Genomic DNA, 25,401 nt, shown 5'->3' on the forward strand with positions numbered 1-25,401 from the left:
AAATTACGGATTACGAATTACGAATCACGAATTATTATTGATATCCCCTCCAAGGTGTAACTTCCAGGTTGCCGCTAGGCTTGAATATCACTTGGAAGTGAGCGAGAGGTTCTTTATCGTTGGGGGCTGCTACATTAGAGCCGTAGATAGCGTTGAACATCTTGGGAAGGGGTGTTTCCCGAAAATAGTCAAAGGCAACTTGGTTTAGTGGTTCGTAGTCAGCAATTACGCCATCTTTGTTGACTGCTACCCGATATTTCAAATCTCGCGTAAAGGTGGGTTTGCCACTCCAAGTTTGCCGAACTGTACTATAAAGCTTTTGATTTAAATTTTTGACTATATTGGAGTCAGTAATTTTTGTACCCACTACCTCTGGCGTTCTAGCATATCCCCGCCAAGGGCTAACTTGCAGGACACCTTGTGTAGTAAATACTACACGAAATTGGGCGATTGGTTCATTGGAAATAGGAGGGCGGGTAGCTGGATTGTAAAGTACGTTAGGCAGAGGAGTTTTACCTACTTCTAGATTCGCTTCTTTATTCACCGCTTTATAACCAACGATCGCACCATCCGCAGCTACACCCAAACGATAGATCAAATCTTGTTGCAATCCTGAGCGATTAGCCCAAGCTGGATGAACTTGGTTGTAAACTTGACGATTCAATGCACGTAACTGGGATGGATCGGTAATTTCTGGAACTGTATTTAAAAGTGCTTCTAAATCTTTAACTGCCGGCTTTCCATTAGCTGTAGGCGTTAGTGTGGGTTTTGCAGCAGGGATGGGTGTTGCAGCAGCTGATACTGGAGGAGTGATATTGTTTATTGTAGAGCTACTTTGCTCATCTGTTGTTGGCTGTGGTGGACGCAGTTGGGGAGGTGGAATCAAGTTAAAGGCGATCGCAGCTACTGCTAAACTTGACACACCCACAACAGCAGGTACAGCCTGTCTAACCAAAGCTTGACTAGCACCGCCATAGCGTCTGGTAACTGGTTGTAGTTCTAGAGAAAGTTCGGGTAAAGTTTGGGTATCAGCAAAAAACTGATCCACTGCTTCCACTAAATCAAACAACTGCACCGTATTCAAATCTATTTCAATTGGCGGACGTTTGGAATTGTTGGAGTGATCGAATCCCTCTGGAGTTCCTTCGGAATGGATGATTAATCTGTGTCGGTTGCTATCAACTTTCCGAAACTCTACTAGCTCCGATTCCTGATTGTGTGCTTGAGGATTAGGTACGCTACTTAAAAATTCTTGGGCATACCCACTGACAGCCCTCACCAAACTTTCAAAAAATTCCCGCCCTCCCGTTAGAGGCTGATTATAGCCAGATAAATAGCATTCTGCATTTACCAATATTGATAATTCCGGGCGCATTTCCTGAAACTGTGCAGCCCTAGTAACATCACTTAACCCTTCTAAAAGCAGTGTACAATTAGGAAGACTGTACTTACGTTGAATATTCATTCCACTTCACCGTCAAAAAGACTAATCCAGAATCGCTGCATTCCAGCTGTACCAGTACAAAATAGTAATTGTCCTAACAAATTTATAGCTAGCTCATCTAATTTTTCATCAGAAGTTAATGCTAGTACACCAGAACGTCGAGCATTCATTCGGCTCTTAAAATGCGCTCTAAACCGCTCTAGGTAATTAGATAGACGCAAATTCTGTTCCAATGGAATCTGCTTTTCTTCCATTTGTTGACATATCATTAATAACTGGCGAATGACAACAGTTAAACGCCGCGCTATATAGCAAGCAATGACTACCAGAGCTTTTGCTTCCATGATAGTTAAGGGACGGCGGATATGCGCTCTCCGTAGCGGGTTAGAGCTACGCATCCGCCATAAATTCACCCTGTCTTTAACAATTCCTTTGAGATCCAACTCTTGAGCAAAACTCAAGATTGCTTCCGAACCACCAAGCTCTAAAGCTTCAATTGCCAATAAAATCAGGTCAATTTGCAACCGCGTTCTCCGAGGACAAGTCTTGGAAGCGATCGCAGGATCTGGCAAAGTGTCCAGAATCGTAGGCAATGAATCTTGAGTTGGACTGTTGAACGGCGTTAAACTTGCTGAGACATTCATTCTATAAATACCTTGTGCGGTTCCAACAGACTAGATAAAACAAATTTAAGATCGGTAGCCAAGACTTGAGCATTAGACTTGTAGCAGTAGCATGACTACCTGATATATACATTACTTAACTCTTTCTACTCAAAGTTTTCCCTATATTGAAATCAAAGTTTTAAAACATAAGTTAATTCACCTCATTTCTGAATGTAATACCTTTTCTAGCTTGGTTTAGATTCTAATTATCGTCAATAAAAGGCGAAGCTTCAGCCTTGACTCCCACTTGACCCCCACTTGACCCCCAGCGTATGACATTATAGTGTACGATTTTTCAGGTATCTGAAAATTGGGCATTGGGAATTAGAGAATTAGGGAATTGGGCATTGGGCATTGATCAATAATCAATACTTCTTTTTTCAATACTTACCCCGCTTCTCTTCTCACTTATTCCCCATTCCCCATTCCCCATTCCCCATTCCCCATTCCCATTTTATGGATTTGAAGTCTCTCGTTCGTGACATTCCAGATTTTCCCAAACCCGGAATTTTATTTCGGGATATTACTACATTACTGCGCGATCCAGAGGGATTACGCTATACTATTGACTTTTTAACACAAAAATGCAATGAAGCTGAAATAAAACCAGATTATGTAATTGGTATAGAGTCAAGAGGATTTATTTTTGGCTCACCTCTGGCTTATCAATTAGGGGCTGGTTTTATTCCCATCCGCAAAAGAGGTAAGTTACCAGCAGCAGTTCACTCAATTGAATATGACCTAGAGTATGGTACTGACTGTCTGGAACTGCATCAAGATGCTTTACATGAAAGCAGTCGAGTTTTGATTGTGGACGATTTGATTGCTACGGGTGGAACTGCGAGTGCAACAGCAAAGTTAGTGCAGAAGATTGGCTGCGAATTAGTAGGATTTGGGTTTATTATCGAGCTACGGGATTTAGAAGGGCGTAAATATCTGCCAGACGTGCCGATTATCTCTCTAATTGAATATTAGTTATTTGTCATTAGTCATTGGTCATTAGCAAAGAACAAATAACAAATAACAAAGGACAAAGGACAAATGACATCTACGAGAATTTCCTTGGAGACAGGTCGGGATTGGCTAGTCAGGCTAATCACGAGCGAAACTTTTATTTATGTGTCAAAGCGGGTATTGCAGGCGCTACTGACTCTGTTTTTGGCATCAGCATTGTCGTTTTTCATTATTCAACTCGCTCCAGGGGATTATGTAGATACGCTGCGGCAAAACCCGAAGATATCTCCAGAAAGAATTGAGGAAATAAAGCGGCAGTTTGGTCTTGATAAGTCTTGGCCAGAGCAATTTTGGCTATGGTTATGGCGAATCTTGACAAAAGGAGATTTTGGCACGAGTTTTATTTATCAACGTTCAGTGGCATCGCTGTTGTGGGAAAGAGTACCAGCTACTTTGCTATTAGCGATCGCATCTTTAATTGTCACATGGGCGATCGCCATCCCTCTAGGGATTTTTGCTGCTGTTAACCAAAATAAGCTATCAGATAGGCTTTTACAGGTTATTAGCTATGCCGGACAAGGCTTTCCCAGTTTCATAACTGCCTTAGCGCTGCTGGTTTTAGCCCAAATCACCTCGCCGTTATTCCCAGTGGGTAGCATGACTAGCATCAATCACTCAGAACTAACATGGTTTGGCAAAATCTTAGATGTCGGCTGGCACATGATTTTACCTACGATTGCCCTCTCAATTACTAGTTTTGCTGGTTTACAACGCATCACTCGTGGCGAATTATTGGATGTGCTGCGTCAAGATTATATCCAAACGGCTCGTGCCAAAGGTCTGCCAGAAAACCGCGTCATCTACGTTCATGCACTTCGTAACGCCGTAAATCCCTTGATTACCTTATTGGGTTTTGAATTAGCTGGTTTATTAAACGGTGCTTTCATTGCCGAATTTTTCTTCAACTGGCCCGGTTTAGGGAGGTTGACTTTACAGGCTTTACAAGCTCAAGATTTATATTTGTTAATGGCAAGCTTGGTAATGGGCGCAGTGTTGCTAATTGCTGGTAATTTAATCGCCGATTTGATGCTAAAAGCTGCCGATCCACGCATTCGGCTAGAAAATCTCAATTAGTCATTGGTCATTGGTCATTGGTCATTTGTCATTTGTCATTTGTCATTGGTTTAGTCCCACTCTCCCCATCTCCATCTCCATGCTGTCCGAAGTCTATTACTTGGTGCGCTCAAAAACTGACGGTAATTATTTGATAGCTCGTCCTGACACCGAAACATCAGGTTATTTATTGCTGTTTCAGGAAAACTTTGATGCCCTTAGCTATCTCAACACCCATGCAGCAGAAGTTGCAAACCGCTTTACTGTGGAATCTATTCCACGTACACAGTTGGGAAACCTGCTCAAACGTTGGGGTTTTAGCGGTGTGGGTATTGTGACTGACCCGTTATTGCCCAAGGTTGAGTTTTTGCAGCACAGTTAAGCCAATTATGTAAACTTGTATTAAGTAAATCTTGTATTAAGTAAATAAGGATGCGTAGGCGTAGCCCGTCGTAGACATCGCACAACTAAAATCAGGCAATATGGGTGAGTTCAACTCATCATCACTGAACAACGTAGCAACTAACTTTAAACTCGCTTGCTCACGTCGATAAACTTCCACCTGTTGGTTGCGCCAATCCACAATCCAATATTCCCTAACACCTCTTGCTGAGTAAAGCTTTAATTTAAATTCTCTATCCCGCTTTTCGTTTTCAATACCAGCAGACAACACCTCTACTACCAGTTCTGGCGCACCAGTCAAATGCCCCGCCTCGTCTAAAAGCAGAGGTAATCTTTCGTTGCTAGCCCAGACAACATCGGGAATAACATTATCATTATCGCCAAAAATTATGCCTGGAGCCATCACAACTTCTCCCAGACTAGCAGTCTGTGACCAATTATCTAAAGAAGTACAAATTCTCCCACAAGTTTTTTGATGTTTCCAATGAAGCGGTCTAGTAATAAACAGTTCTCCGTCAATAATTTCATAACGGTTCCCGTTATCTGGAAACAATTCTAAATCGGCGGTAGTCCAGCGCACTCTTTCAAATATTGGCTGGTTCATAGACCATTTTTATTTAGGTGATTTACCTATTTTATCTTGAGTGAGGATGGGGCATTGGGATTAGGGGAGAGGTGACAGGTGATAAAGAATAATCTGTACCCTGTAACCTGTACCCTATTCCCTTCTTCAATTCCTACACCACTACCTTTTCTAAACTCAACTTAGAACGCTTCACTTGCTCAGGAATCGCCACGGGATAATCTCCAGTAAAGCAGGCAGAGCAGAAACTATTGGTATCTTCTCGTGTCGCTTCTAGCATTCCTTCCCAACTGAGATAGGCAAGGCTGTCTACTTCCAGTTGCTTGGCAATTTCCGCTACTGACTTGGTAGCAGCAATCAGCTGATCCTGAGAATCGGTATCAATGCCATAGAAGCAGGGGTGAGTTACTGGTGGGGAAGAGATTCGCATGTGTACTTCCACTGCACCCGCTTCCCGCAAAGTTTTAACCAATTTACGGCTGGTAGTACCCCGCACAATCGAGTCATCAACAATAATTACTCGTTTACCCGCCAGCACATCTTTAAGCGGGTTAAGTTTCATCCGAATACCTGACTCCCGCATGGTTTGGGTTGGCTGAATAAAGGTTCGTCCAACATAGCGGTTTTTAATCAGTCCTTCAGCGTAAGCTACACCAGAAGCTTGAGAAAATCCGATCGCAGCAGGGATGCCAGAATCAGGAACACCAAAGACAATATCGGCATCGACACAAGATTCTTTAGCTAGTTGATGTCCTAAGCGCATCCGATAGCTGTACAAACTCTCGTTGTGCATGATGCTATCAGGACGGGCAAAGTAAATCATCTCGAAGATACACAATTTCCTTTGGGGCTGTTGACTCCAATGATAGGAAGCTAAACCTTCTTCAGTAATCCAAACTAATTCGCCTGGTTCTACATCTCGCAGGTATTCGGCTCCAATAATGTCTAAACCACAAGTCTCGGATGCCAAAACGTAACGAACTGGATTACCAGCTAAAGTCCCAATTACTAGAGGACGAATGCCATTGGTGTCACGGACACCCATAACACCGTTAGGAGTGCCAATAACTAAACTAAAGGCTCCTTCACAACGATGAAATGCTTGAATTGAACCTTCTAGCCAATCTGCGCCAGCGTTGATTGCTTCTGCGATCGCAAAAGCAATCATTTCTGAGTCTGTTGTGGTGACTAAGTTGTATTTTTTCTCAAGCAACTCTTGACGTAGTTGCACTGTATTGACTAAATTACCATTGTGTGCAAGAGCTAGTGAACCTAAGCGAGTTTCCAGGACTGCGGGTTGGGCATTAACTTTGCGGCTAGAACCTGTGGTGGAATAGCGAGTGTGACCAACAGCAAGGCTACCAGGCAATTGATCCAAGATGGTTTCATTAAAAACTTGAGACACCAAGCCCATATCTTTGTGGAGATGGACTTTTGTACCTTCAAAGGTAGCAATCCCAGCTGATTCTTGACCCCGATGCTGGAGGGCATACAATCCAAAGTAGGTCAGTTTAGCAACGTTTTCTCCTGGTGCGTATATGCCAAAAACACCACAAGCTTCTTCTGGCTTGTCAGGCTGATTTTCATGACTATTGATTGGGTTGTTGGTAGGGTCGGGGTATTCATCCGAAGTGACAGAATGAATAGAGATCATGCTAGCTTTGCTCCTGGTGGGGGGGGTCAAGTCACTGGGATTATGTCTATAGATAGTTGTTGATTTCTTAATAAATCTTTAACCATCTATTAAAACAGTACCGTAAATATGCCCAGAGACGCTAATAGTTCTGAGTGATTAGTGCTGATTTCTGAGTGAAGTCTAAATACTCAGGACTCAGAAATAGTGGTTTGGTTGGCGATACGCCTAGCGATCGCATGGAAATAGCGATCGTTCATCTCTTCGATCGTAACTTTGATTAAGGTTTGGTTATCAGTGGTGAAAACCCCCAAGCCTGTGTGGGAATTATCGACTATACCGAGTTTTTGCCATTCTTGACCCAGATGTTCCTGTAAGTATGATTCCCAAATTTCTTGTTGTTCTGATGCTATAGAAACTAAAATTCTGGCACCACCTTCGGCAAACAGTACCTCATCCAGGCGGTTTAACTGCGTTGTTGCTATTTCTAAATTGATTTCGGCACCAAGGTTTCCAGCAATACAACATTCGGCAAGTGCGATCGCCACTCCCCCCTCAGCAGAATCATGGGCTGAACGTATCCAACCATTACGAATTCCTTCCCGACAAACTTTTTGGACGCGGCGTTCCAAGTCAAAATCTACCCGTGGCGGTTTTCCGGCAACAGTATTGTGGATAGTAGCTAAATACTCAGATGCTCCCAAACTGATTTTGGATGCTAGAGGCAATCCGAGAAGATAAATCACATCGCCGGATGCTTGCCAACCTTGTCCACAAATTTTGGTGATATCGGGAATCAAGCCCACCATCCCCACTACAGGAGTGGGATAAATGGGTTGGGGAATGCCTTGAGAATCAAGGGTTTCATTGTATAAAGAGACATTTCCACCTGTGACTGGTGTCGCCAATTCTCGGCAACCTTCCGCCAAACCGCGACAAGCTTCTGCTAATTGCCAATAACCAATTGGTTTTTCTGGAGAGCCAAAATTTAGGTTATCCGTCACCGCCAGAGGTTCTGCACCCACACAGCTAAGATTGCGTGCAGCTTCTGCCACCACTGCCTTAGCTCCCTCGTAGGGGTCAAGATAAACATAACGAGGATTGCAATCGACTGTTGCTGCCACCCCTAATTTTAGATTTGGGATTTTAGATTTGAGATTGGGAATTTCTTCAAGAGGGCGCAACCGGATAACAGCCGCATCAGCGCCACCTGGTAGTATGACTGTATTATTCTGTACTTGATGGTCATATTGACGATATACCCAGTTCTTAGATGCGATCGTGGGTGTATCGAGCAAAGTTAACAGAATATCATTCCAATTTTGCACACCTCCTTTGAGTTCTATGCCAGAGGTTGTGCAAGCAGGTAAAGAATCAGGAGTCCATTCCCAAGCTTGACGAGCATATTCTGGCGGTTCTGCCAGCAATTCACGGTTATATAGTGGGGTGTTTTCCGCCAAAGCCTCGGCGGGAATTTCTGCTGCTACTCCACCCTGAAAAAGAATCCGCACAATGGGTTCAGCGATGACAGTACCAGCGACAACGGCTTGAAGTCCCCAACGATGGAAAATGTCGATTAATTCTTGCTCACGCCCTTTATGGGCAACAAACAGCATTCGTTCTTGAGATTCCGAAAGCAGATATTCATAAGGAACCATCCCCGTTTCTCTGGCGGGAATTTTGTCTAAATCTAGTTCAATTCCTACTCCACCTTTTGCCGCCATCTCTGAAGTAGAACACGTGATTCCAGCTGCTCCCATATCTTGGGCGGCGACAACTGCACCCGTTTTAAACGCTTCTAGACAAGCTTCAATTAACGACTTTTCCAAAAATGGATCGCCTACTTGCACAGCAGGCCGATCGTCTATTGACTGATCGCTTAATTCTGCACTGGCAAAACTTGCGCCTCCCATACCATCGCGCCCAGTGGTAGAACCAACATACAGCACGGGGTTTCCTAAGCCAGATGCCCCAGATTTAACAATTTCCTGGGTTTCCATTAATCCTAGTGCCATAACATTCACTAGGGGATTACCAGAATAAGCTGGGTCAAAGTAAACTTCGCCGCCAACGGTGGGTACTCCTACACAATTACCATAGTGTGAAATGCCCGCAACTACACCTTGAAACAACCTTTGAGTTTTGGCATCTTCTAGAGAACCGAAACGTAGGGAATTTAATAGAGCAATGGGACGCGCACCCATTGTAAAAATATCTCTAAGAATACCGCCTACTCCCGTTGCTGCACCTTGAAATGGTTCTACAGCTGATGGGTGGTTGTGAGATTCAATCTTAAAAGCTAGTTGGAGTCCGTCACCCAAATCTACAACACCAGCATTTTCACCAGGCCCTACGAGGATGCGGGGCCCCTTAGTAGGAAATTGTTTGAGTAGAGGCCGAGAATTTTTGTAACAGCAATGCTCTGACCACATTACCCCGAACATTCCCAGTTCAGCTTTGTTAGGATGACGGCCTAACCGACGGACAATTTCTGCGTATTCTTCTGGTTTAAGACCTTCAGCAGCGATTTCTTGAGGGGAAAAAAAAGCAGGAGATGTGGCGGTCATGGAAATTATGCACCAATTGTACAGAGCATTATTCTACCGATTTACTTGCCCTGTAGGTGGATTTGTTAGCATGGTTCATAACTATATAACGCTGAAAATTTAAAAAAATAAATAAATTTACTTAAAGATACATATTTTTGTACACCTAAAGAGAGATTGTATTCAACACTGAATTACTGGTAAATATACTGATAAAAGTGAAGTAATAAAATTTTATTCCCTTGTAATATGCATAGGTCATTTCCAGATTATAGAAATGGCTATCAGCCTGTCAGATGCTCTACTAGTTGAATGCAGAAAAAATTCATAGGATGCGATGCGATCGCAAGTTTTAATGCCCTGCAATCTAAATTATCTCGTTGGCATTTCATTCGCTTGAAGTGACTCATATAACAGCAAACTCAATCACTGAGTGGCTTTTGAAGAAAGGATTCTGGAAATTTATTTTTTTGAGAAACTACTCATTCCAATTAGTAAATTGACCGCACTAAATCTAATAGCGAGGATTTTGATCATGCCTAAACTTACCGTTCCACCCAATTTCATCGGTACCCCCGGTTCTGACACTCTGATTGGAGAACAATTAAATGCATCTCCAGCAATAGGTATTGATATTTTAACTGGAGGTTTCATTTGTACGCGCTCAGGGAATGACACCGTTCAGGGCACGGGTACTGGTAGCATCGGCGGCATCGGCGGCTCCATTGAGGGTGGGAATGCCAATGGCATCGCTAACCGTGGCAGTCTGAATACAGGAAATGGAAAAGACGCGATCGCTGGCATCGGTAACGGTGGCAACGGCAGCAACGGCAATTTCGACACCATCAGCGCTAACGGTAATGGCGGAACTGGGGCTGGAATAGCCAACAATAACAATATTAATGCAGGAGATGGAAATGACACGCTTGTCGGCATTGGTACTGGCGGTAACGGCGGCGGACAAGGCGGCGGTCTAAGCGACTTCATCGGCGGCAATGGCGGAACTGGGACTGGAATAGCCAACACTAGCAATATTAATGCAGGAGACGGAAATGACACGATTGTCGGCACTGGTATTGGCGGTAACGGCGGAAATGGAAATCGCTTTTTAGAGGGCGGCAACGGTGTTGCTGGGACTGGTATAGCTAACAGTGGCAAACTGCACACTGAGAAAGGACAAGACACGATTATCGGTACTGGTACTGGCGGCAATAGCGGCGGCGGTTACCACAACGGCACAGCCGGATATGGAATTGGCATCGCTAACAGTGGCGAACTGGACACCGGGGAAGGACAAGACACGATTATCGGCACTGGTACTGGTGGCAGTTACGGTTACTATAACAGGGGTGCTGGGATCGGCATTGCTAACACCGGGAGTCTGAATACAGGGGACGGAGAAGATAAAATCGCTGGCAATGGCACTGGTGGCGACGGCGGAGCCGGCATGATTGGTAGCCTCGACGGTAAGGGGATTGGCATCCTTAACAGTGGTAGTCTGAATACCGGATACGGTGAAGACATAATCGTCGGTACTGGTACTGGTAGCATCGGCGGCGGGTTTCCAGGCAGGGGCGGCGACGGAGGTGCTGCAATGGGCATCCTTAACAGTGGCAGTCTGAATGCAGGGGAAGGAAATGACACGATCGGCGGTACTGCTACTGGCGGCATCGGTGGCGATGAATTGAGGAGTGGAAACGGCGGTACTGCAACCGGCATCTTTAACAGTGGTAGTCTGAATGCAGGGGGCGGAAATGACACGATCGCCGGTACTGGTACTGGTGGCATGGGTGGCGCTGGTAATTACGGTGGTAATGGCGGTAGTGCGACTGGCATTAGCAATAGTGGCAAACTAAATACCCAAGACGGTGAAAACACTATCATTGGCAGAGGCACTGGTGGCATCGGCGGCAACGGTGGCGGTGGCATTGGTGATGGCGGTGCTGGAATCGGCATCCAGAACATTAAAGATGCCACTATTACTACAGGGTCAGACAAGGACATAATTACTGGTTATGGGAACAGTTCTGGAACAAACTCCACTGCATTTGGCATCGTCAACGATGGAATAATTGATACTGGCAATGGTTCTGACAAGCTTACTGGACAGGCAACAGCGTCAATTGGTGGTACAGCATACGGTATTTATGGAGAAGGAATCATCAAGACTGGCAACGGCAATGACCAAATTATCGCCAACAGCACCCTAGATGGAGTTCAGCAGAAAGTCACCATCGGTGGCGGAATCAATATTGCTTTAGGTGCTGGGAATGACTACTTTAAAGGATTTGGTACTGCAACTGTTGATGGCGGAGATGGTTTTGACACCCTCGATCTCAGCGCTTTCAATCGCTCTGAACTCTTTGTATCTGGGGTTATGTCGGGCAATACCCTTAATGCCAATATCACTTTCAACAGCAATGGAAACTCCATTATCTTGTCTACGACAGGCTTTGAGAAATTTATCTTTGCAGATAGCTCTTTCTGCTACAGCAGTATGGCAAACGAGGCATAGGTTTGGGAATTCCTCCGTCTCGTGTTTTACCTTGTAAGTGTCTAATCAATGTTATTTGCTCTTAAGGTGACAAATTATCTACTAGCGTATATATTCTTAGTTCCAAATTTGCATAGATTTACTGTGACTCAGAGATTATTCGGGTGTATGCAGTTTAGCTGTAACAATCAAGTGACGAGAATCACACATATCTATGATTATGATCGTCTCTCTGCGATCGCTAACTAGGCATAATTAATGACAACTGAACTCTAGCCGAGTCATTAATAGGGAACACACTTAATTGCCGACAGCCTTAACTAAGGACTGTCGGTTTTTTATGTCTGTATATCCTTCATCCTTTGAGAAATGCCCCATAACTATCTACTTAAATAAATTTCCCCACAACTGGTTGGTAACTTGACAGATATTTTGCCACAGCCACTACCAATTGTGGGGAGGGTATGATCAAATTCGGTATCTTATCCCTATCGAGTGCTAGTATCTTGCACTCACTCTACTAGATTGGAAGTATACTCCTACAACCAACACACACTTTGTATTAAGACATCGCTTGGATGATGTAATCAAAGTAGGGTGCTGCTTCAGCAGCGTCTTCCGCACTCAATAAGCCAAGAGAGGCTGTTTTGAGGGAATTGATAGCTTCTACCATTCCAGGCACGGGAACGCCCAATGAATTGTACATTTCCCGCACACCAATCAAACCGATTTTTTCAATCGGCTCTTTGTCGCCAGCAAGCACACCATAAGTAATTAGACGTAAGTACCAGCCAAAGTCACGGATACATAGAGAGCGTTGGCGTTCTCCGTAAGCATTACCTCCGGGGGAGATAAAGTCAGGACGCTTCTGCCAAAGTTGTTTGGTTGCTTCTTGAACTATCTTTTTTTCGTTTTCGGCTAAGGTAGCCGCAATCCGCGTCCGTTGTACGCCGGTTTGCAAAAAGTCTTTGATATTTTTAAGTTCGCCACTGCTGGGATAACGCAGTTCGTCGTCGGCTTTGAGAATAACTTGGCTAATTACAGTCATGATGATTGAAATCACCTGAAATATTATCTGTTAGTTTAGCGAGTCGGAGGTACACAAGTGAAGAGATAGGAGCTACTTATGTATTGAATTGAAACTTTTGGGGAATGGGGAGTGGGATGTGGGGAGTGAGGAAGCAGGGGAAGCAGGGGGAGAATTCGTAACTCCTAACTCTTCACGGGCTAAACGCCCCGCTACCGCTAACGGAACTGTTTGGCCCAATGCCCCATGCCCAATAACAAATGACAAATGACTAATGACTAATGACTAAAATAATTTGGCAACAGGGTGAATTAATTGAAGTAACGATCGCTAACCTGAGTGATACAGGTGATGGGGTGGGACGCGCTGATGAGCGTGTAGTGTTTGTCCCAGATACTGTACCGGGCGATCGCGCCATTATTCGCTTGGTTCATGTTAAACCAAAATACGCCCACGGGAAGCTCCACGAGCTATTAGAGCCATCTCCCCACCGTATCCGACCCAATTGTATTGTGGCGGATAAATGCGGTGGTTGCCAGTGGCAGCATGTTAATTATGACTACCAGCTAGTAGCCAAGCAAAATCAAGTTATCCAAGCTTTAGAACGCATTGGTGGTTTTGTCCAACCACCGGTAAATCCGGTACTCGCCGCCCCTTCTGCTTTAGGCTATCGTAATAAATCTACATATCCTTTGGGCATATCGGCAACAGGACAGGTACAAGCTGGTTACTACCAAAAAGGTAGTCACCAATTAATTAATTTAAATCAATGTCCAGTTCAAGATGCGCGATTAAATCCCTTACTTGCCGAAGTTAAGCAAGATATTCAACGACAAGGTTGGCAAATTTATGACGAACAGCGCCATCGGGGAAAAATTCGCCATCTGGGTTTACGCATTGGCCGACACACTGGAGAAATGTTGTTGACTTTGGTGGTGAAAGACTGGAATTTATCAGGAATTGAAACCCAAGCACAGGAATGGTTAAAGCGTTATCCGCAGTTAGTGGGAGTGTCGCTCAATCGCAATGGCGATCGCACAAATGCTATATTCGGATCAGAAACTCGTTGCATTGCTGGAGTCCCCCACCTGCGTGAAAACTTTGCTGGACTGGAATTTCAAGTACGCCCAGATACATTTTTCCAAGTGTATACAGAAACAGCAGAGGCACTATTGCAGATAATTCAATCAGAACTCAATCTTCAAGGGCATGAGTTGCTAGTTGATGCCTACTGTGGTATTGGGACTTTAACTTTACCCCTCGCCAAAAAAGTACGGATTGCTACAGGATTAGAAGTGCAACCAGCAGCAGTAGAACAAGCTATTTTGAATGCCCACCGCAACGGAATTGATAATGTGACATTCCAAGTCGGCGCAGTAGAGAAATTGCTTCCCAAAATGGGCACAATACCAGAAGTAGTAATACTCGATCCGCCACGTAAGGGGTGCGATCGGGCTGTCATCGACACTTTACGGCAACTGAAACCATCTCGGATAGTTTACGTCAGCTGTAAGGTATCTACCCTAGCCCGTGACCTGAAATTGCTTTGTGAAGATGGACAATATACCATCACACGGGTACAACCTGCTGATTTTTTTCCTCAAACTGCTCATGTTGAAGCTGCCGCATTTCTTGTGCTATCAGATTTGCACAAGGATAGTAATTCCTTTACAAAAACTGAAATTTGAAAATTTTAGTCTAGTGCATACTAAAGATGCTAAAATTGAATTAAGCTGAAAATAAAAATTCTTTTTCGTTTAAATAAATTCAAGTTGCATAGGTTCTTATAAATATGAATTGGATTGTGTAAATGAGAAATCGGCAATTAACTAGAGTATCCCAATACTCGGTCAAATTACTAGCATCTTTTTAAGTTGCTAACATCATTATCAAAACTATTGCAGCCGTTATATATCCAAACAATCTCAACTCATACTATAGGGCTAATGCTCCCTAGCATTTTCAAAATTTAGTTTTAAAGACGCAAGTTTGAAGGCAGCATGACCACCTCAAGTTTTATCAGGGTGCCTGTAATAGCAAACTGATGTCTAGCTAACTGAAAGCTATGGGGTTTCTCTTGTGATTACAATTTCACTCCGTCCAGTTGCACGTTATTGGGGCACTATTAGTTTTGCCTCAACCCTCTACCTTTGTCCAATCTTAGATTTACTGTTGGCAGAAATTCCAGCAAAATTACAAGCAGAACTGCGGCTAGGACTTCAAGAAGCTCTAGTAAATGCAGCTAAACATGGCAATAATCTTGACCCCAGTAAAACAGTTGTAGTCCGTTTTTCTTTAATTGATAATCAATATTGGTGGATAATATCAGACCAGGGTAGTGGCTTTACTCCTTCATCTGCTATTGAAGAAGAGCCAACAGACTATTTACCACCAGATGAATCAGAAAGTGGTCGTGGTTTATGTCTTCTCCATCAAATTTTTGATCAGGTAGAGTGGAACCGCAAAGGCACAGAATTAAGGCTTTGTAAACAAATGGAAACTCGCCGGGGACTATCTCTGCGACGATAAAAGGGGGAGTGGGGAAAGTTATTAATTGATTGTTTTTTACTAACTATTCCCTATTCTTTACTTCCCATGAGGGAGTAGGGAATTGTGAGTTGGGAATGGGGAAAGTTATTATTTGATTGATTTTTATTCCCCATTCCCCATTCCCCATTATCTACTTGCCGTGAGTTGGACAGGGAGGCGCGGAAATTGAGCGATCTAACCAACCAATTGCCTGTTCTAATCTAGCTTGAGCTTCTTGTGGCTGATTCTTTAAAAGATACACAATTGCTGCTGCCACTTGTTCATTAGCGCGGGAATTGCGGTTAGACTTGAGGCGATGCCAATCGTTAGGGGAAATACTCAGTCTTTCCATGAGAGCTTGAGCTAGTTCCAGAGTACTAAGTTCATTCAGTTGACTGGTTTTCGGCAGCTGGGTAGATTGGGACATAACTATTGGCACATTTGCATTTACTTCTACTTTACTACTTGTAAATGAAGCCGCCAAAACAATCACAGTCGTCAGCAGAAAATCAAGAACCAGATTTTGAACAAGAATTAGAGGAAGTAGAGCGATCGCTCGTATCCTTAAAAGAACGTTACGATCAAGTGCAACGCGATCGCCAACAACAGGCACAATGGCAACAGCGCCGCGATCAACTAAAGCACAATAAATCTCAGACTCCAGAAATCAAAGCAGAGTTACGGCACATTCAACAGCAGTTGGAAAGGCTAGAACTAAACTTAGAAAGCCAGCTATTTTCTTGGCGTAGCCTCAAAAAACCTTTCTGGCAAGTCGTCCGCTTTGGTGGAATGGGCGTTATCATAGGCTGGATATTAAAGTCTTATGCTGGGTAAATATGGTAAATCGACGGATTGCAGAAATATTGCGAAGTGGCCAACCTGATGAGTCCCTCCAAGTTCAAGGCTGGGTGCGGACGAAGCGCGAGTCCAAAGGGTTTGCTTTTATTGAAGTCAATGACGGCTCATCACTAGCTAATTTGCAAGTCGTCATCAATCAGGATTTGCCAGATTACGAAGCTATATTGAAAAAACTGAATACAGGTGCTGCTGTTGAGGCTACAGGGGTACTAGTGGCTTCTCTTGGTAAAGGACAACGAATTGAGTTGAAAGCCGAGTCCGTGAAAGTTTACGGCGAAGCTGATCCCGATACATATCCCCTACAAAAGAAACGCCATTCCTTTGAGTTTCTGCGAACCATTGGACATTTGCGATCGCGGACTAATTCTTTTGGTGCAGTTTTCCGTGTCAGAAATGCTTGTTCGGCAGCAATTCACCAATTTTTCCAAGAAAGAGGGTTTTTATGGGTACACACCCCTATCATCACTGCTAGCGACTGTGAAGGCGCAGGTGAACTGTTTAGCGTTACCAGTTTAGATTTAAAGAATATCCCCCGCACAGAAAACCAAGCAGTAGATTACAGCCAAGACTTTTTTGCGAAACCCACATATTTAACAGTTAGCGGCCAGTTGGAAGCGGAAGTGATGGCAATGGCGTTTAGTAACGTCTACACCTTTGGACCTACCTTCCGTGCAGAAAATTCCAATACTTCCCGCCACCTAGCAGAATTTTGGATGGTTGAGCCGGAAATGGCTTTTTGTGACTTAGAAGGCGATATGGATTTAGCTGAGGCGTTTCTCAAACACATTTTTAAATATGTGTTGGAAACTTGCCCAGAAGATATGGAATTTTTCAATGAACGCATTGATAAGTCTGTGTTGGCAACAGCCGAAAATATTATTAATAATCAGTTTGAGCGCTTAACTTATACAGAAGCCATCAAAGTTTTAGAAAAAGCTGATGTTAAATTTGAATATCCTGTGAGTTGGGGTTTAGATTTACAATCAGAACACGAACGCTACTTGGCTGAACAACAGTTTAAAAAGCCAGTAATTGTTACAGATTATCCAGCGCAAATCAAAGCTTTTTATATGCACTTGAACGACGATGAAAAAACCGTCCGCGCAATGGATATTCTCGCACCCAAAATTGGCGAGATTGTAGGTGGTTCCCAGCGTGAAGAACGCCTAGAAGTTTTAGAACGCCGCGTGTTAGCGCAAGGATTAAAGCCAGAAGAATTGTGGTGGTATCTTGATTTACGTCGTTATGGTACTGTTCCCCACGCTGGCTTCGGACTGGGTTTTGAACGACTCGTGCAATTTATGACGGGTATGGGAAATATCCGCGATGTGATTCCTTTTCCGCGTACACCACAAAGTGCTGAATTTTAGTTAAATTTGTAAACCTGGCCATTTATAATCCAATACAGTTCAGATAAGACCAAAAAACTTGTAGAGAAGGCTATTTATCGCGTCTCAAAGCCCACGATTTTGTACAAGTAGCGCTTTGAACCGTATTGATTTATAATCGCCAGGTTTTTAAATTTTGGGGCTCAACAAAAATCCAGTTAAAAACATTTATCATCAACCTACAAGACCAAACAACTGATAAAATCCGGCAAAAGGCCAGAATTTCAGGAAGAGTAGTTTTGGATGAAAAAGCCTCTACTGTAAAAGATGAAGTTGTAGTGGAGAAAATTAAGCGATCGCTCCTAGCTTGGAGAGTTCCTCCATCTACAACTGGCAAAGTTGTCTTAACCTTGCGGATTCACATTCAACTTGTAGAGACGGGTAATTTCGCCTCTCTATCAATTGCTAGACGTGTTAGGCGTTTTAACCTGACGTGCCATGTCTAGGTAAGCACTCATATTTGCACCTGGACGGCGACGACCATTAGAGCTAGTAGTCGAAGGAGCAAGATATTTTGGTGCAAAGGTGGTTTCAGCAGGTGTTTTTGGGCTAGCAGTGGTGGCTGCTTTAGCGGGTTCAGCTTTGACAGCTTTACCATTCTGAGATGCTTCTACTTTGGTCTTTGTCGCAGTTGTGGTTACTTTAGCAGTTTGAGGTTCAGGGCTTTTGGCAACCGGAGATACTGCTGGTGTCGCAGCCTTACCGTTTGATGGTGCTGGTTTCGGTTGACTGGTTGCTTCGTCCAGTTCTAAAAAGTAACCATTGCTTTGTTTTTTACCAGGTAACAACCCAGTCACGAAACCAAGAATCCCAGTCACGAAACCGAGAATCCCTGAAATTAACTTTTTGATAAAATCCATTACAATTACTCCTGCCTTGTATATTTGGAACTCGACCGTAATTGTTAAAAATTACGAAAAAATGTAACATTTTCTGCTTTGGTGTCAACTCGTTCTGGTGACAACCCTTATAGATTTGTGCTTAATCAACATTGTAGTAAAACTATAGGGCAAATGTTCTTTATGCAAGCACTTGCGACCTTCATACACCGAGAACTAATTATTAAATTTTACTGTAACTAAGAGCAAGATTCTGAAAGCAAGCTTTATAAAAATTAACACTTCTTCGTTTGAAAATTATTGATTGCAAAAAAGCAAGCGGTTTACTTTTAACCAGTGGGAGGAGTGTCATAGATTGTTCGCAGATAGCAACAGCACTCAGTTACATTTTGTACAGACTTCATTCAGCCAGATTTGAGAGATGAATACTGAAAATCAGCAGCGCAATCCTGTGCTATTGGTACACGGCATTGACGATAGGGGGGCGGTTTTTCATAAAATGGCAGGTTACTTAGGATTACAGGGGTGGTCTGTATATTTTCTGGATCTGGTTCCTAATAATGGTGATGTGGGCCTTGATAAATTGGCAAAACAGGTAGCCGATTATGTTACAGACACCTTTGAACCAGAACAAGAGCTAGATTTAATAGGCTTTAGTATGGGAGGAATTGTCAGCCGTTACTATATCCAGCGACTGGGAGGAATTAACCGCATTCAGAGATTTATTACCATCTCTTCACCTCATCATGGAACAGTGGTTGCTTATGGTTCCCAGCGTCCTGGTTGCGTGCAAATGCGTCCCGACAGCATTTTTCTCAAGGATTTAAATTCTGATGCTGTAATATTGGAGCAATTAGATTTTACTTCGATCTGGACACCTTATGATTTGATGATTGTCCCAGCGAATAGTTCACAAATGCCCGTAGGAAGCGAAGTAATAGTACCAGTTGCCCTACACCCTTGGATGCTAACAGACCCAAGGAGTTTAGCAGCAGTAAAAGCAGCTTTAACAAAGCCTATTAAGCTGCCCTTCCTTAAAAAAGCATCCAGTTAGTAGCCAAGATACTTACCACCCTGAATCTATTCATCTTTAAATTACGAATTACGAATTACTTAAGTTCTATCCCCAATTTGCGTATGTTCGTAACTCCCAAAAATCGCTTCTGGGTGACGATAATACTTGAATTCCATAAGGTTATAAAAAGGATCTTCTAAAAAGAAAGTGCGATGTTCAAGAGGAGAACCAACAAAGCGATTTTTGGTTTCTTCACGAAAAAGTAGCTGTTGTTGTTGTGCCCTTTCTAGTAAGTCTTGCCAGTCACGTTCTTGGGTAAAAATTAGCCCAAAGTGTCTGGGATATATACTGTGTTGCGGTATCAAGGGTTCTTTGGTTACGTGAGCCACTAGTTGATGACCATAGAGATTTAGAATCAGCGCGTGATGGTTTTCACGACCAGGAATACAGCCCAATCCATCTACGTAATATGCTTTTGTTTGGGCAATGTCAGTCACAGGGAAAGCAAGATGGAATATAGTTTGGCTCATAGCTTTTGGGAAAGATATTAGTAGTTGATGCTATCTACAATTTATTCTGTTAAGTTTTGATTGTCGTCAACTTGAACACAGTTTTAGCTGACAATAATTTATATCCTTAATCCTTATAACTAAAACTAGGGACTGAGTACAACTTGAGTCACCGCACCTTGGACTAAGGACTTCGCCCTACATTTACATAATTGACACTTAATTCTTTAGGTGACTCTTTTCTCTTGTGCAGGTATATTAATTTATGTTTGCCTGGGCAAAACACTCAGTAGCTTAGGTTTAAGGGCTAACAAATTTATGATAGATGGTGTGTTGAGAACTTTACGCACCATAATAAAGTGCTTTGGATCAGTTATTAGAAGAATCCACTCAACTAAACAAAATTTTTGCATTTTGTTTAATCCACCTCCTTTAATAAATATTGCAGTCTATATGTAAGACGTTGTTTGTAGTTTTACACTCAGCTTTGAGGGTGATGGGATGCAATTTAGTTAACAATACAAACATATTACTTTAACTGGAGAGGTTTCAGGAACTAAGCACTAAGCATGACAAATTCGTTATTCTGTTCATGTTAAGACAAAATTACTCATGATTAATTGCTGATGTCATCCTTAATTGATTCTGTTAATCCCTGGTTGGTGGCAGTAGTATTAAACACAATTCTATTGGGTTTAGCTTGGATTGCCCCGAAAAAGCTACTTACGCCTGCTGGGTCATTTCATGCGTGGTTTCTGGCCATCCTAATTTGGGTAACTCTAGGCTGGCAAGGATATACAGTAGTAATGTTCTATTTTCTGGTTGGTTCTGGTGTTACCCGCATCGGTATGGCGCAGAAAGAGGCTGAAGGAATTGCCGAAAAGCGTTCTGGGGCAAGGGGCCCTGAGAATGTCTGGGGTTCAGCTTTGACCGGGGCGCTGTGTGCCTTGGGAGTAGGGATAATAAATTCGGGATTTCTTGAACTTAGTTCCCAATCTTTAGTTCCCAATCTCCAGTCTCTATTATTACTAGGCTATGTAGCGAGTTTCAGTACCAAACTAGCTGACACTACTGCAAGTGAAGTTGGTAAAGCGTATGGTAAAAGCACCTTTCTAATTACCACACTCAAACCGGTGCCTCGCGGTACAGAAGGAGCGGTCAGCTTGGAGGGGACTTTAGCTGGTATTGTGGCTTCTGTAGCGATCGCATTTGTTGGTTGGGGAGTTGGTTTAATCGATCTATTAGGAGTCGCTTGGTGTGTACTGGCAGCATTTATTGCCACTAACTTAGAAAGTGTGATTGGGGCAACACTGCAATCTAAGTATACCTGGCTGACCAATGAGGTAGTAAATATTTTTAATACATTAATCGGTGCGATCGCGGCTGTGCTACTTTCCTGGACATGGGTAAATATCATTAAGTAGATTGAGCATTGGGCATTGGGCATTGGGTAAAACGATTCCTCTTCTGTGAGTTCTGAGTAAAGAAGTGAGATTCTCCACTCAGCACGAAGCAAGGTCTAAAGGCCCCGCTACTGCTAACAGCGCCCAATACCCAATACTCATGAGAGCCAGTGGTAGAAAATAAGCAATCTGCTTTACTACTGCACTACCGATGATATTTTCAATCCTGTTTTGTCCCCGCTAGACTGTAAACATAATCATGGAAAATTATTGTATTGAGTAGCTATATAATTTTTTGACCGTTTAGATGTAATTAGTTCATGGAATCTTTATCATTGTTATTCATCAACGACCAGATGATCTCTATATGATTTAATTTAAAAGTCCTATAAGTGTTTAACCATTTTCACATAATTAATTCATGGAATCTTTATCATTTTTGACAATTAATGACCAAATAATTTCTATTGAGGAAGCTGTAAAGTACCTGCAAGCCTCTGGAAAATTGGGGCAGTTCATTGGGGATATTCTCCGCCAGCACGTAATTGAGCAAGAAATCCGAACACGAGACGATATTGAAATTGGTACAGCAATAACCGAACAGTCCATTATTGACTTTAGACTGAAAAATCAACTGACCGATCCTCAAAGTTTTCAAGAATGGTTAAAAACCAATAACACAGATTATGCCGCATTCCATACATCAGTTACTTTTGGTTACAAGTTAGAAAAGCTGAAAGCTGTAGTCACGGAAGCAAAAATCCAAGAATATTTTATTGAGCGCAAAATCTTTTTGGATCGGGTGGTACTTTCTCGGATAGTTGTTAATAATCGAGAATTGGCAGACGAACTACAAACCCAAATTGAAGAAGGAGGTAGTTTTGAGCAACTAGCTAAAGAGTATTCACTTTCAGATGACCGAATTGTGAACGGCATGATGGGAATAGTCAGCCGAGGAAGTATGCCGGATATATTACGGGCAGCTATTGATGTGGCAAGTCCTGGACAATTAATAGGACCAATAGAAATCGTTGGCAAAGACTCTCCACAAGGAGAAGGACCTTATGGTTTGTTTCGAGTAGAACAATTTCTGCCAGCGTCTTTAGAAGATACTCAACTCAAGCAAGCACTACAAAATGAGTTATTTGAGAAATGGCTAGCAGAGAAAATTCAAAAACTGACAGTCAAGCTACAAGTGAGTTAAAAATTCTGGATAATGAATCTTTACGATTAAAAGTGCTAGCTTCTTTGCCCTGGAATCAGCCGCCGCTATGCTGGCTGACTCCCGAACAACAATCCCAATTGGAAAATGAGTGTCAAACTCGTCAGTATCGTTTGGGAGAAAAAATTTGGTCTAACGATGTCGGTCGTTACCAATTCTTAATTGTGGCTGGAAAAGTTCGCTTACGAGAAGAGGGAGTTGGCAAACCTTTGGCAGCCCTAGAAGTGGGAGATTGGTTTGGTGATTTACAAAAGTTGTCTGCGGATTTTAAAGCTGTAGCTGCTAGCAAAGAAGTAATAGTAGTGTGTTGGGATACAGCCCTGTGGACAGGATTTTCTAACCCACAAATTCAGGAATTTTGGCAAGTCTTACCAGTGGATATGGAGGGAGAAAGAGAGACATTTTCCTTCTCTTCCACCCCTTCAGTCAGATCAGTCTCAGATGGGACTTCCAGCCCTCATAGCCTCCAGCCCCAAAAACGACTTCCAGCCGCGAATTTAATCATCTCAAATTATCCATTTGTTGCTAGCTGGAACACTGCGGCTGCTTGTTTAACAATGGTGGCGCAACAGCTAGAAAACTCTGTGCAACTGGAATGGGTGCAACGTCAACTCAGAGGACAACGCCCAAAACAGGTTGTGGAAGCAGGAGAAAAGTTAGGGTTAGTGTTACGGCGGTTACAAGTGAGTTGGGGTGAGTTGCGACAACTGTCATTTCCAGCTTTACTATTGTGGAATTCTGACTCACCCCAGAGTCCATCCTGGGTGGTAGCTTATGGAGTTAAGGGCGATCGCTTAATTATCGCTAACCCTCTAAATCCCGATCGCATTTGTGAAAGCTTACCGCAATCAATCGTTGAGGCATCGTGGGATGGACGATTGTGGCAAGTAGAACTGATATCTAAACAAGAAACATTTAATCTCAGTTGGTTTACCCCAGCAGTTTGGAAGTATAAGGGATTACTAACAGAAGTATTATTAGCATCTTTTACCTTGCAGCTTTTAGGGCTAACAACACCACTAATTACGCAAGTAGTTATTGATAAAGTGATGGTGCAGGGGAGTTTGCCGACTCTTGATGTCATGGCGATCGCACTTCTTTGTGTAGCCATATTTGAGTCCGTACTTGGCATTCTGCGCCTATTCATCTTTACCCATACAGCCCGTCGTCTGGATTTAAGTTTATCAGCACAGCTATTTCGCCATCTGATGCGTTTGCCTTTGGCTTATTTTGAGTCGCGGCGCGTCGGAGACACAGTAGCACGAGTCCAGGAACTCGAACAAATTCGTCAGTTTCTCACGGGTACAGCATTAACTGTGATTCTGGATAGCATCTTTGCTGTGGTGTACCTGGCATTGATGTTTTACTATAATGTCCCACTCACCTTTGTAGCTTTAGCAGTACTGCCGCTATTTGCGACTTTGACGATAGTTGCAACACCAATTCTGCGTAACTGGCTCAACGAAACTTTTAACCGGAGTGCTGATAGTCAATCCTTTTTAGTAGAGACAATCACGGGGATTCATTCCGTTAAAGCCCATGCAGCAGAACCAGTAGCCCGCGATCGCTGGGAAGGCTTATTTGCTCGCTTCATCCGCACAGGTTTTAAAGCCTCTACCACCTCCAATATCAGCAGCAACATTGGTGACTTCCTCACTAATTTTTCCACCATGCTGATTCTCTGGTTTGGAGCCAAATTAGTCATCGAACAAAAGCTCACAATTGGACAGTTAGTTGCCTTTCAAATGCTATCTGGCAGAGTTACGGGCCCACTTTTGCGCTTAGTACAGTTATGGCAGACCCTCCAACAAGTGCTACTTTCTGTAGATCGCATTGGTGATATTCTCAACGTCTCCCCAGAAGCTGAACTAGGAACTGGTCTAGTGTTACCACCTCTGAAAGGACAAGTCACCTTCGAGCAAGTATTTTTCCGCTACCGACCGAACTTTGAAGCAATTCTGCGGGGAATCTCTTTCAATGCTGAACCAGGGCAATTTGTTGGCATTGTCGGACGTAGCGGTTCTGGTAAAAGTACCTTGTCTAAACTATTGCAACGCCTCTATCAAATTGAATCAGGACGCATCCTCATTGATGGTTTTGATATAAAAAGTGCCGATTTAGCCTCACTGCGGCAACAAGTTAGTGTAGTTCTCCAAGAAGACTTTTTATTCAACGGTTCCATTTTGGAAAATATCACTCTCGGTACTCCCGACATTACCGCAGAACAAGTGGTAGAGGCGGCAAGACTAGCAGTAGCACACGACTTCATCAGTCAATTACCCTACGGTTACGAAACCAATGTGGGTGAACGCGGTACAGCTTTATCTGGCGGACAAAGACAACGTATTGCCCTTGCAAGGTTATTTCTTTCCCAAGCGCCGATTTTAGTTTTGGATGAAGCTACCAGCGCTTTGGATAGTGAAACTGAACAACAAGTACTACAAAACCTGCAAAAAGTTTCCGCTAACCGTACTGTGTTTCTGATTGCTCACCGTTTTGCCCCTCTCAAACGCGCCGATTTGATTTTGGTATTAGAACAAGGCGTGATTGCCGAACGTGGGACTCACTCAGAGTTATTGCAACAAAAGGGTTTGTATTGGTCACTATATCAACGGCAGCAAGCAAATATTTAGTAAGCTTTTAACTTGTGCTTATTTGAGCCCTGAAAAGCCGCTTAAAGATAGGCTTTGGCGAATGGAGTTATACTTCATTCGCCTTTTAAATTGCTTAAGTATGCAGAAAACTGTAATCTTACTTGCTAATTACGTGATTTTATA

22 protein-coding genes are annotated in these 25,401 nt (G+C 43.1%); 13 read left to right on the plus strand and 9 right to left on the minus strand.

Annotated features, from left to right (window positions below; genetic code table 11):
* Positions 1 to 34: 34 nt before the first annotated feature.
* On the minus strand, positions 35 to 1,465 hold the full coding sequence (locus ACFFRD_RS24740; protein ID WP_392478091.1) for a DUF4335 domain-containing protein: 1,431 nt from the start codon (positions 1,463 to 1,465) through the stop codon (positions 35 to 37).
* Complete coding sequence (locus ACFFRD_RS24745; protein ID WP_114084563.1) at positions 1,462 to 2,088, minus strand: DUF3038 domain-containing protein; 627 nt, start codon at positions 2,086 to 2,088, stop codon at positions 1,462 to 1,464. Before ACFFRD_RS24745 ends, ACFFRD_RS24740 begins: the two co-directional genes overlap by 4 nt.
* A 477-nt stretch (positions 2,089 to 2,565) precedes the next feature.
* On the opposite strand from ACFFRD_RS24745, the gene ACFFRD_RS24750 reads away from it, so the two are divergent.
* From ACFFRD_RS24750 to ACFFRD_RS24760, 3 genes are all read left to right on the plus strand, one after another.
* The gene (locus tag ACFFRD_RS24750; RefSeq protein ID WP_179071558.1) at positions 2,566 to 3,084 is read left to right on the plus strand and encodes an adenine phosphoribosyltransferase; all 519 of its coding nucleotides are present in this window, start codon (positions 2,566 to 2,568) and stop codon (positions 3,082 to 3,084) included.
* A gap of 66 nt (positions 3,085 to 3,150) precedes the next feature.
* Positions 3,151 to 4,197: an ABC transporter permease gene (locus ACFFRD_RS24755; RefSeq protein ID WP_392478093.1), complete on the plus strand. Its 1,047-nt coding sequence runs from the start codon at positions 3,151 to 3,153 to the stop codon at positions 4,195 to 4,197.
* Positions 4,198 to 4,276: 79 nt separating this feature from the next.
* Positions 4,277 to 4,558, plus strand: a complete 282-nt coding sequence (locus ACFFRD_RS24760) for a hypothetical protein (RefSeq protein WP_012407641.1) — start codon at positions 4,277 to 4,279, stop codon at positions 4,556 to 4,558.
* 36 nt (positions 4,559 to 4,594) lie between these two features.
* On the opposite strand, the gene ACFFRD_RS24765 is transcribed toward ACFFRD_RS24760, so the two are convergent.
* The 3 genes from ACFFRD_RS24765 to purL form a co-directional block, all read right to left on the minus strand.
* Positions 4,595 to 5,182: a Uma2 family endonuclease gene (locus ACFFRD_RS24765; RefSeq protein WP_392478095.1), complete on the minus strand. Its 588-nt coding sequence runs from the start codon at positions 5,180 to 5,182 to the stop codon at positions 4,595 to 4,597.
* A 133-nt stretch (positions 5,183 to 5,315) separates the two neighbouring features.
* Positions 5,316 to 6,815 carry an amidophosphoribosyltransferase gene (gene purF / locus ACFFRD_RS24770; protein WP_163927719.1) on the minus strand — a complete coding sequence of 500 codons (1,500 nt, stop codon included), beginning with the start codon at positions 6,813 to 6,815 and terminating at the stop codon, positions 5,316 to 5,318.
* A 170-nt stretch (positions 6,816 to 6,985) separates the two neighbouring features.
* Positions 6,986 to 9,361: a phosphoribosylformylglycinamidine synthase subunit PurL gene (gene purL, locus ACFFRD_RS24775; RefSeq protein WP_392478097.1), complete on the minus strand. Its 2,376-nt coding sequence runs from the start codon at positions 9,359 to 9,361 to the stop codon at positions 6,986 to 6,988.
* A 514-nt stretch (positions 9,362 to 9,875) separates the two neighbouring features.
* Between purL and ACFFRD_RS24780 the strand changes: the two genes are divergently transcribed.
* Positions 9,876 to 11,855: a hypothetical protein gene (locus tag ACFFRD_RS24780; RefSeq protein WP_392478099.1), complete on the plus strand. Its 1,980-nt coding sequence runs from the start codon at positions 9,876 to 9,878 to the stop codon at positions 11,853 to 11,855.
* A gap of 541 nt (positions 11,856 to 12,396) precedes the next feature.
* Here ACFFRD_RS24780 and ACFFRD_RS24785 read toward each other — a convergent pair.
* Positions 12,397 to 12,882, minus strand: coding sequence for an allophycocyanin subunit alpha-B (locus tag ACFFRD_RS24785; protein WP_012407637.1), 486 nt, complete (start codon positions 12,880 to 12,882; stop codon positions 12,397 to 12,399).
* Positions 12,883 to 13,142: 260 nt separating this feature from the next.
* On the opposite strand from ACFFRD_RS24785, the gene rlmD reads away from it, so the two are divergent.
* Together rlmD and ACFFRD_RS24795 are read left to right on the plus strand one after the other, a co-directional pair.
* Positions 13,143 to 14,549, plus strand: a complete 1,407-nt coding sequence (gene rlmD / locus ACFFRD_RS24790; protein WP_392478102.1) for a 23S rRNA (uracil(1939)-C(5))-methyltransferase RlmD — start codon at positions 13,143 to 13,145, stop codon at positions 14,547 to 14,549.
* Positions 14,550 to 14,940: 391 nt separating this feature from the next.
* Positions 14,941 to 15,390: an anti-sigma regulatory factor gene (locus ACFFRD_RS24795; protein ID WP_114084571.1), complete on the plus strand. Its 450-nt coding sequence runs from the start codon at positions 14,941 to 14,943 to the stop codon at positions 15,388 to 15,390.
* 151 nt (positions 15,391 to 15,541) lie between these two features.
* Here the strand turns inward: ACFFRD_RS24795 and ACFFRD_RS24800 are convergent, their stop codons facing one another.
* Positions 15,542 to 15,817 (minus strand): DUF6439 family protein, encoded by a 276-nt coding sequence (locus tag ACFFRD_RS24800; RefSeq protein WP_041565907.1) that lies wholly within the window; start codon positions 15,815 to 15,817, stop codon positions 15,542 to 15,544.
* Positions 15,818 to 15,861: 44 nt separating this feature from the next.
* Between ACFFRD_RS24800 and ACFFRD_RS24805 the strand changes: the two genes are divergently transcribed.
* The 3 genes from ACFFRD_RS24805 (at position 15,862) to ACFFRD_RS24815 (ending at position 18,082) form a co-directional block, all read left to right on the plus strand.
* Positions 15,862 to 16,224: a hypothetical protein gene (locus ACFFRD_RS24805; RefSeq protein WP_392478103.1), complete on the plus strand. Its 363-nt coding sequence runs from the start codon at positions 15,862 to 15,864 to the stop codon at positions 16,222 to 16,224.
* Between the two features lie 2 nt (positions 16,225 to 16,226).
* Entirely contained in the window at positions 16,227 to 17,618 is a 1,392-nt protein-coding gene (gene asnS, locus ACFFRD_RS24810; protein WP_392478105.1) for an asparagine--tRNA ligase, read from the plus strand.
* A 257-nt stretch (positions 17,619 to 17,875) separates the two neighbouring features.
* Positions 17,876 to 18,082: an after-VIT domain-containing protein gene (locus tag ACFFRD_RS24815; RefSeq protein ID WP_392478107.1), complete on the plus strand. Its 207-nt coding sequence runs from the start codon at positions 17,876 to 17,878 to the stop codon at positions 18,080 to 18,082.
* On the opposite strand, the gene ACFFRD_RS24820 is transcribed toward ACFFRD_RS24815, so the two are convergent.
* The gene (locus ACFFRD_RS24820; protein WP_392478109.1) at positions 18,035 to 18,496 is read right to left on the minus strand and encodes a hypothetical protein; all 462 of its coding nucleotides are present in this window, start codon (positions 18,494 to 18,496) and stop codon (positions 18,035 to 18,037) included. The two genes, ACFFRD_RS24815 and ACFFRD_RS24820, sit on opposite strands and share 48 nt — an antisense overlap.
* A 400-nt stretch (positions 18,497 to 18,896) precedes the next feature.
* On the opposite strand from ACFFRD_RS24820, the gene ACFFRD_RS24825 reads away from it, so the two are divergent.
* Complete coding sequence (locus tag ACFFRD_RS24825) at positions 18,897 to 19,529, plus strand: esterase/lipase family protein (RefSeq protein WP_392478110.1); 633 nt, start codon at positions 18,897 to 18,899, stop codon at positions 19,527 to 19,529.
* A gap of 59 nt (positions 19,530 to 19,588) precedes the next feature.
* On the opposite strand, the gene ACFFRD_RS24830 is transcribed toward ACFFRD_RS24825, so the two are convergent.
* Positions 19,589 to 20,020, minus strand: coding sequence for a VOC family protein (locus ACFFRD_RS24830; RefSeq protein ID WP_392478111.1), 432 nt, complete (start codon positions 20,018 to 20,020; stop codon positions 19,589 to 19,591).
* A gap of 605 nt (positions 20,021 to 20,625) precedes the next feature.
* On the opposite strand from ACFFRD_RS24830, the gene ACFFRD_RS24835 reads away from it, so the two are divergent.
* The 3 genes from ACFFRD_RS24835 to ACFFRD_RS24845 all read left to right on the plus strand — a co-directional run bounded on the left by ACFFRD_RS24835 (position 20,626) and on the right by ACFFRD_RS24845 (position 25,257).
* Positions 20,626 to 21,423, plus strand: coding sequence for a TIGR00297 family protein (locus ACFFRD_RS24835; RefSeq protein ID WP_392478113.1), 798 nt, complete (start codon positions 20,626 to 20,628; stop codon positions 21,421 to 21,423).
* A gap of 400 nt (positions 21,424 to 21,823) precedes the next feature.
* Positions 21,824 to 22,606 carry a peptidylprolyl isomerase gene (locus ACFFRD_RS24840; protein WP_114084579.1) on the plus strand — a complete coding sequence of 261 codons (783 nt, stop codon included), beginning with the start codon at positions 21,824 to 21,826 and terminating at the stop codon, positions 22,604 to 22,606.
* Positions 22,555 to 25,257 carry a type I secretion system permease/ATPase gene (locus ACFFRD_RS24845; RefSeq protein WP_392478114.1) on the plus strand — a complete coding sequence of 901 codons (2,703 nt, stop codon included), beginning with the start codon at positions 22,555 to 22,557 and terminating at the stop codon, positions 25,255 to 25,257. The genes ACFFRD_RS24840 and ACFFRD_RS24845 overlap by 52 nt, the downstream gene beginning before the upstream one ends.
* Positions 25,258 to 25,401 lie beyond the last annotated feature (144 nt).

Source organism: Nostoc sp. C110 (genome assembly GCF_043099725.1).
Lineage (GTDB): Bacteria > Cyanobacteriota > Cyanobacteriia > Cyanobacteriales > Nostocaceae > Nostoc > Nostoc muscorum_A.

Coding starts and splice junctions, on each gene's coding strand:
- ACFFRD_RS24740 (WP_392478091.1), bottom strand. CDS start 1,465: ATGAATATTCAACGTAAGTACAGTCTTCCTAATTGTACACTGCTTTTA.
- ACFFRD_RS24745 (WP_114084563.1), bottom strand. CDS start 2,088: ATGAATGTCTCAGCAAGTTTAACGCCGTTCAACAGTCCAACTCAAGAT.
- ACFFRD_RS24750 (WP_179071558.1), top strand. CDS start 2,566: ATGGATTTGAAGTCTCTCGTTCGTGACATTCCAGATTTTCCCAAACCC.
- ACFFRD_RS24755 (WP_392478093.1), top strand. CDS start 3,151: ATGACATCTACGAGAATTTCCTTGGAGACAGGTCGGGATTGGCTAGTC.
- ACFFRD_RS24760 (WP_012407641.1), top strand. CDS start 4,277: ATGCTGTCCGAAGTCTATTACTTGGTGCGCTCAAAAACTGACGGTAAT.
- ACFFRD_RS24765 (WP_392478095.1), bottom strand. CDS start 5,182: ATGAACCAGCCAATATTTGAAAGAGTGCGCTGGACTACCGCCGATTTA.
- purF (WP_163927719.1), bottom strand. CDS start 6,815: ATGATCTCTATTCATTCTGTCACTTCGGATGAATACCCCGACCCTACC.
- purL (WP_392478097.1), bottom strand. CDS start 9,361: ATGACCGCCACATCTCCTGCTTTTTTTTCCCCTCAAGAAATCGCTGCT.
- ACFFRD_RS24780 (WP_392478099.1), top strand. CDS start 9,876: ATGCCTAAACTTACCGTTCCACCCAATTTCATCGGTACCCCCGGTTCT.
- ACFFRD_RS24785 (WP_012407637.1), bottom strand. CDS start 12,882: ATGACTGTAATTAGCCAAGTTATTCTCAAAGCCGACGACGAACTGCGT.
- rlmD (WP_392478102.1), top strand. CDS start 13,143: ATGACTAAAATAATTTGGCAACAGGGTGAATTAATTGAAGTAACGATC.
- ACFFRD_RS24800 (WP_041565907.1), bottom strand. CDS start 15,817: ATGTCCCAATCTACCCAGCTGCCGAAAACCAGTCAACTGAATGAACTT.
- ACFFRD_RS24805 (WP_392478103.1), top strand. CDS start 15,862: ATGAAGCCGCCAAAACAATCACAGTCGTCAGCAGAAAATCAAGAACCA.
- asnS (WP_392478105.1), top strand. CDS start 16,227: ATGGTAAATCGACGGATTGCAGAAATATTGCGAAGTGGCCAACCTGAT.
- ACFFRD_RS24820 (WP_392478109.1), bottom strand. CDS start 18,496: ATGGATTTTATCAAAAAGTTAATTTCAGGGATTCTCGGTTTCGTGACT.
- ACFFRD_RS24825 (WP_392478110.1), top strand. CDS start 18,897: ATGAATACTGAAAATCAGCAGCGCAATCCTGTGCTATTGGTACACGGC.
- ACFFRD_RS24830 (WP_392478111.1), bottom strand. CDS start 20,020: ATGAGCCAAACTATATTCCATCTTGCTTTCCCTGTGACTGACATTGCC.
- ACFFRD_RS24835 (WP_392478113.1), top strand. CDS start 20,626: ATGTCATCCTTAATTGATTCTGTTAATCCCTGGTTGGTGGCAGTAGTA.
- ACFFRD_RS24840 (WP_114084579.1), top strand. CDS start 21,824: ATGGAATCTTTATCATTTTTGACAATTAATGACCAAATAATTTCTATT.
- ACFFRD_RS24845 (WP_392478114.1), top strand. CDS start 22,555: ATGGCTAGCAGAGAAAATTCAAAAACTGACAGTCAAGCTACAAGTGAG.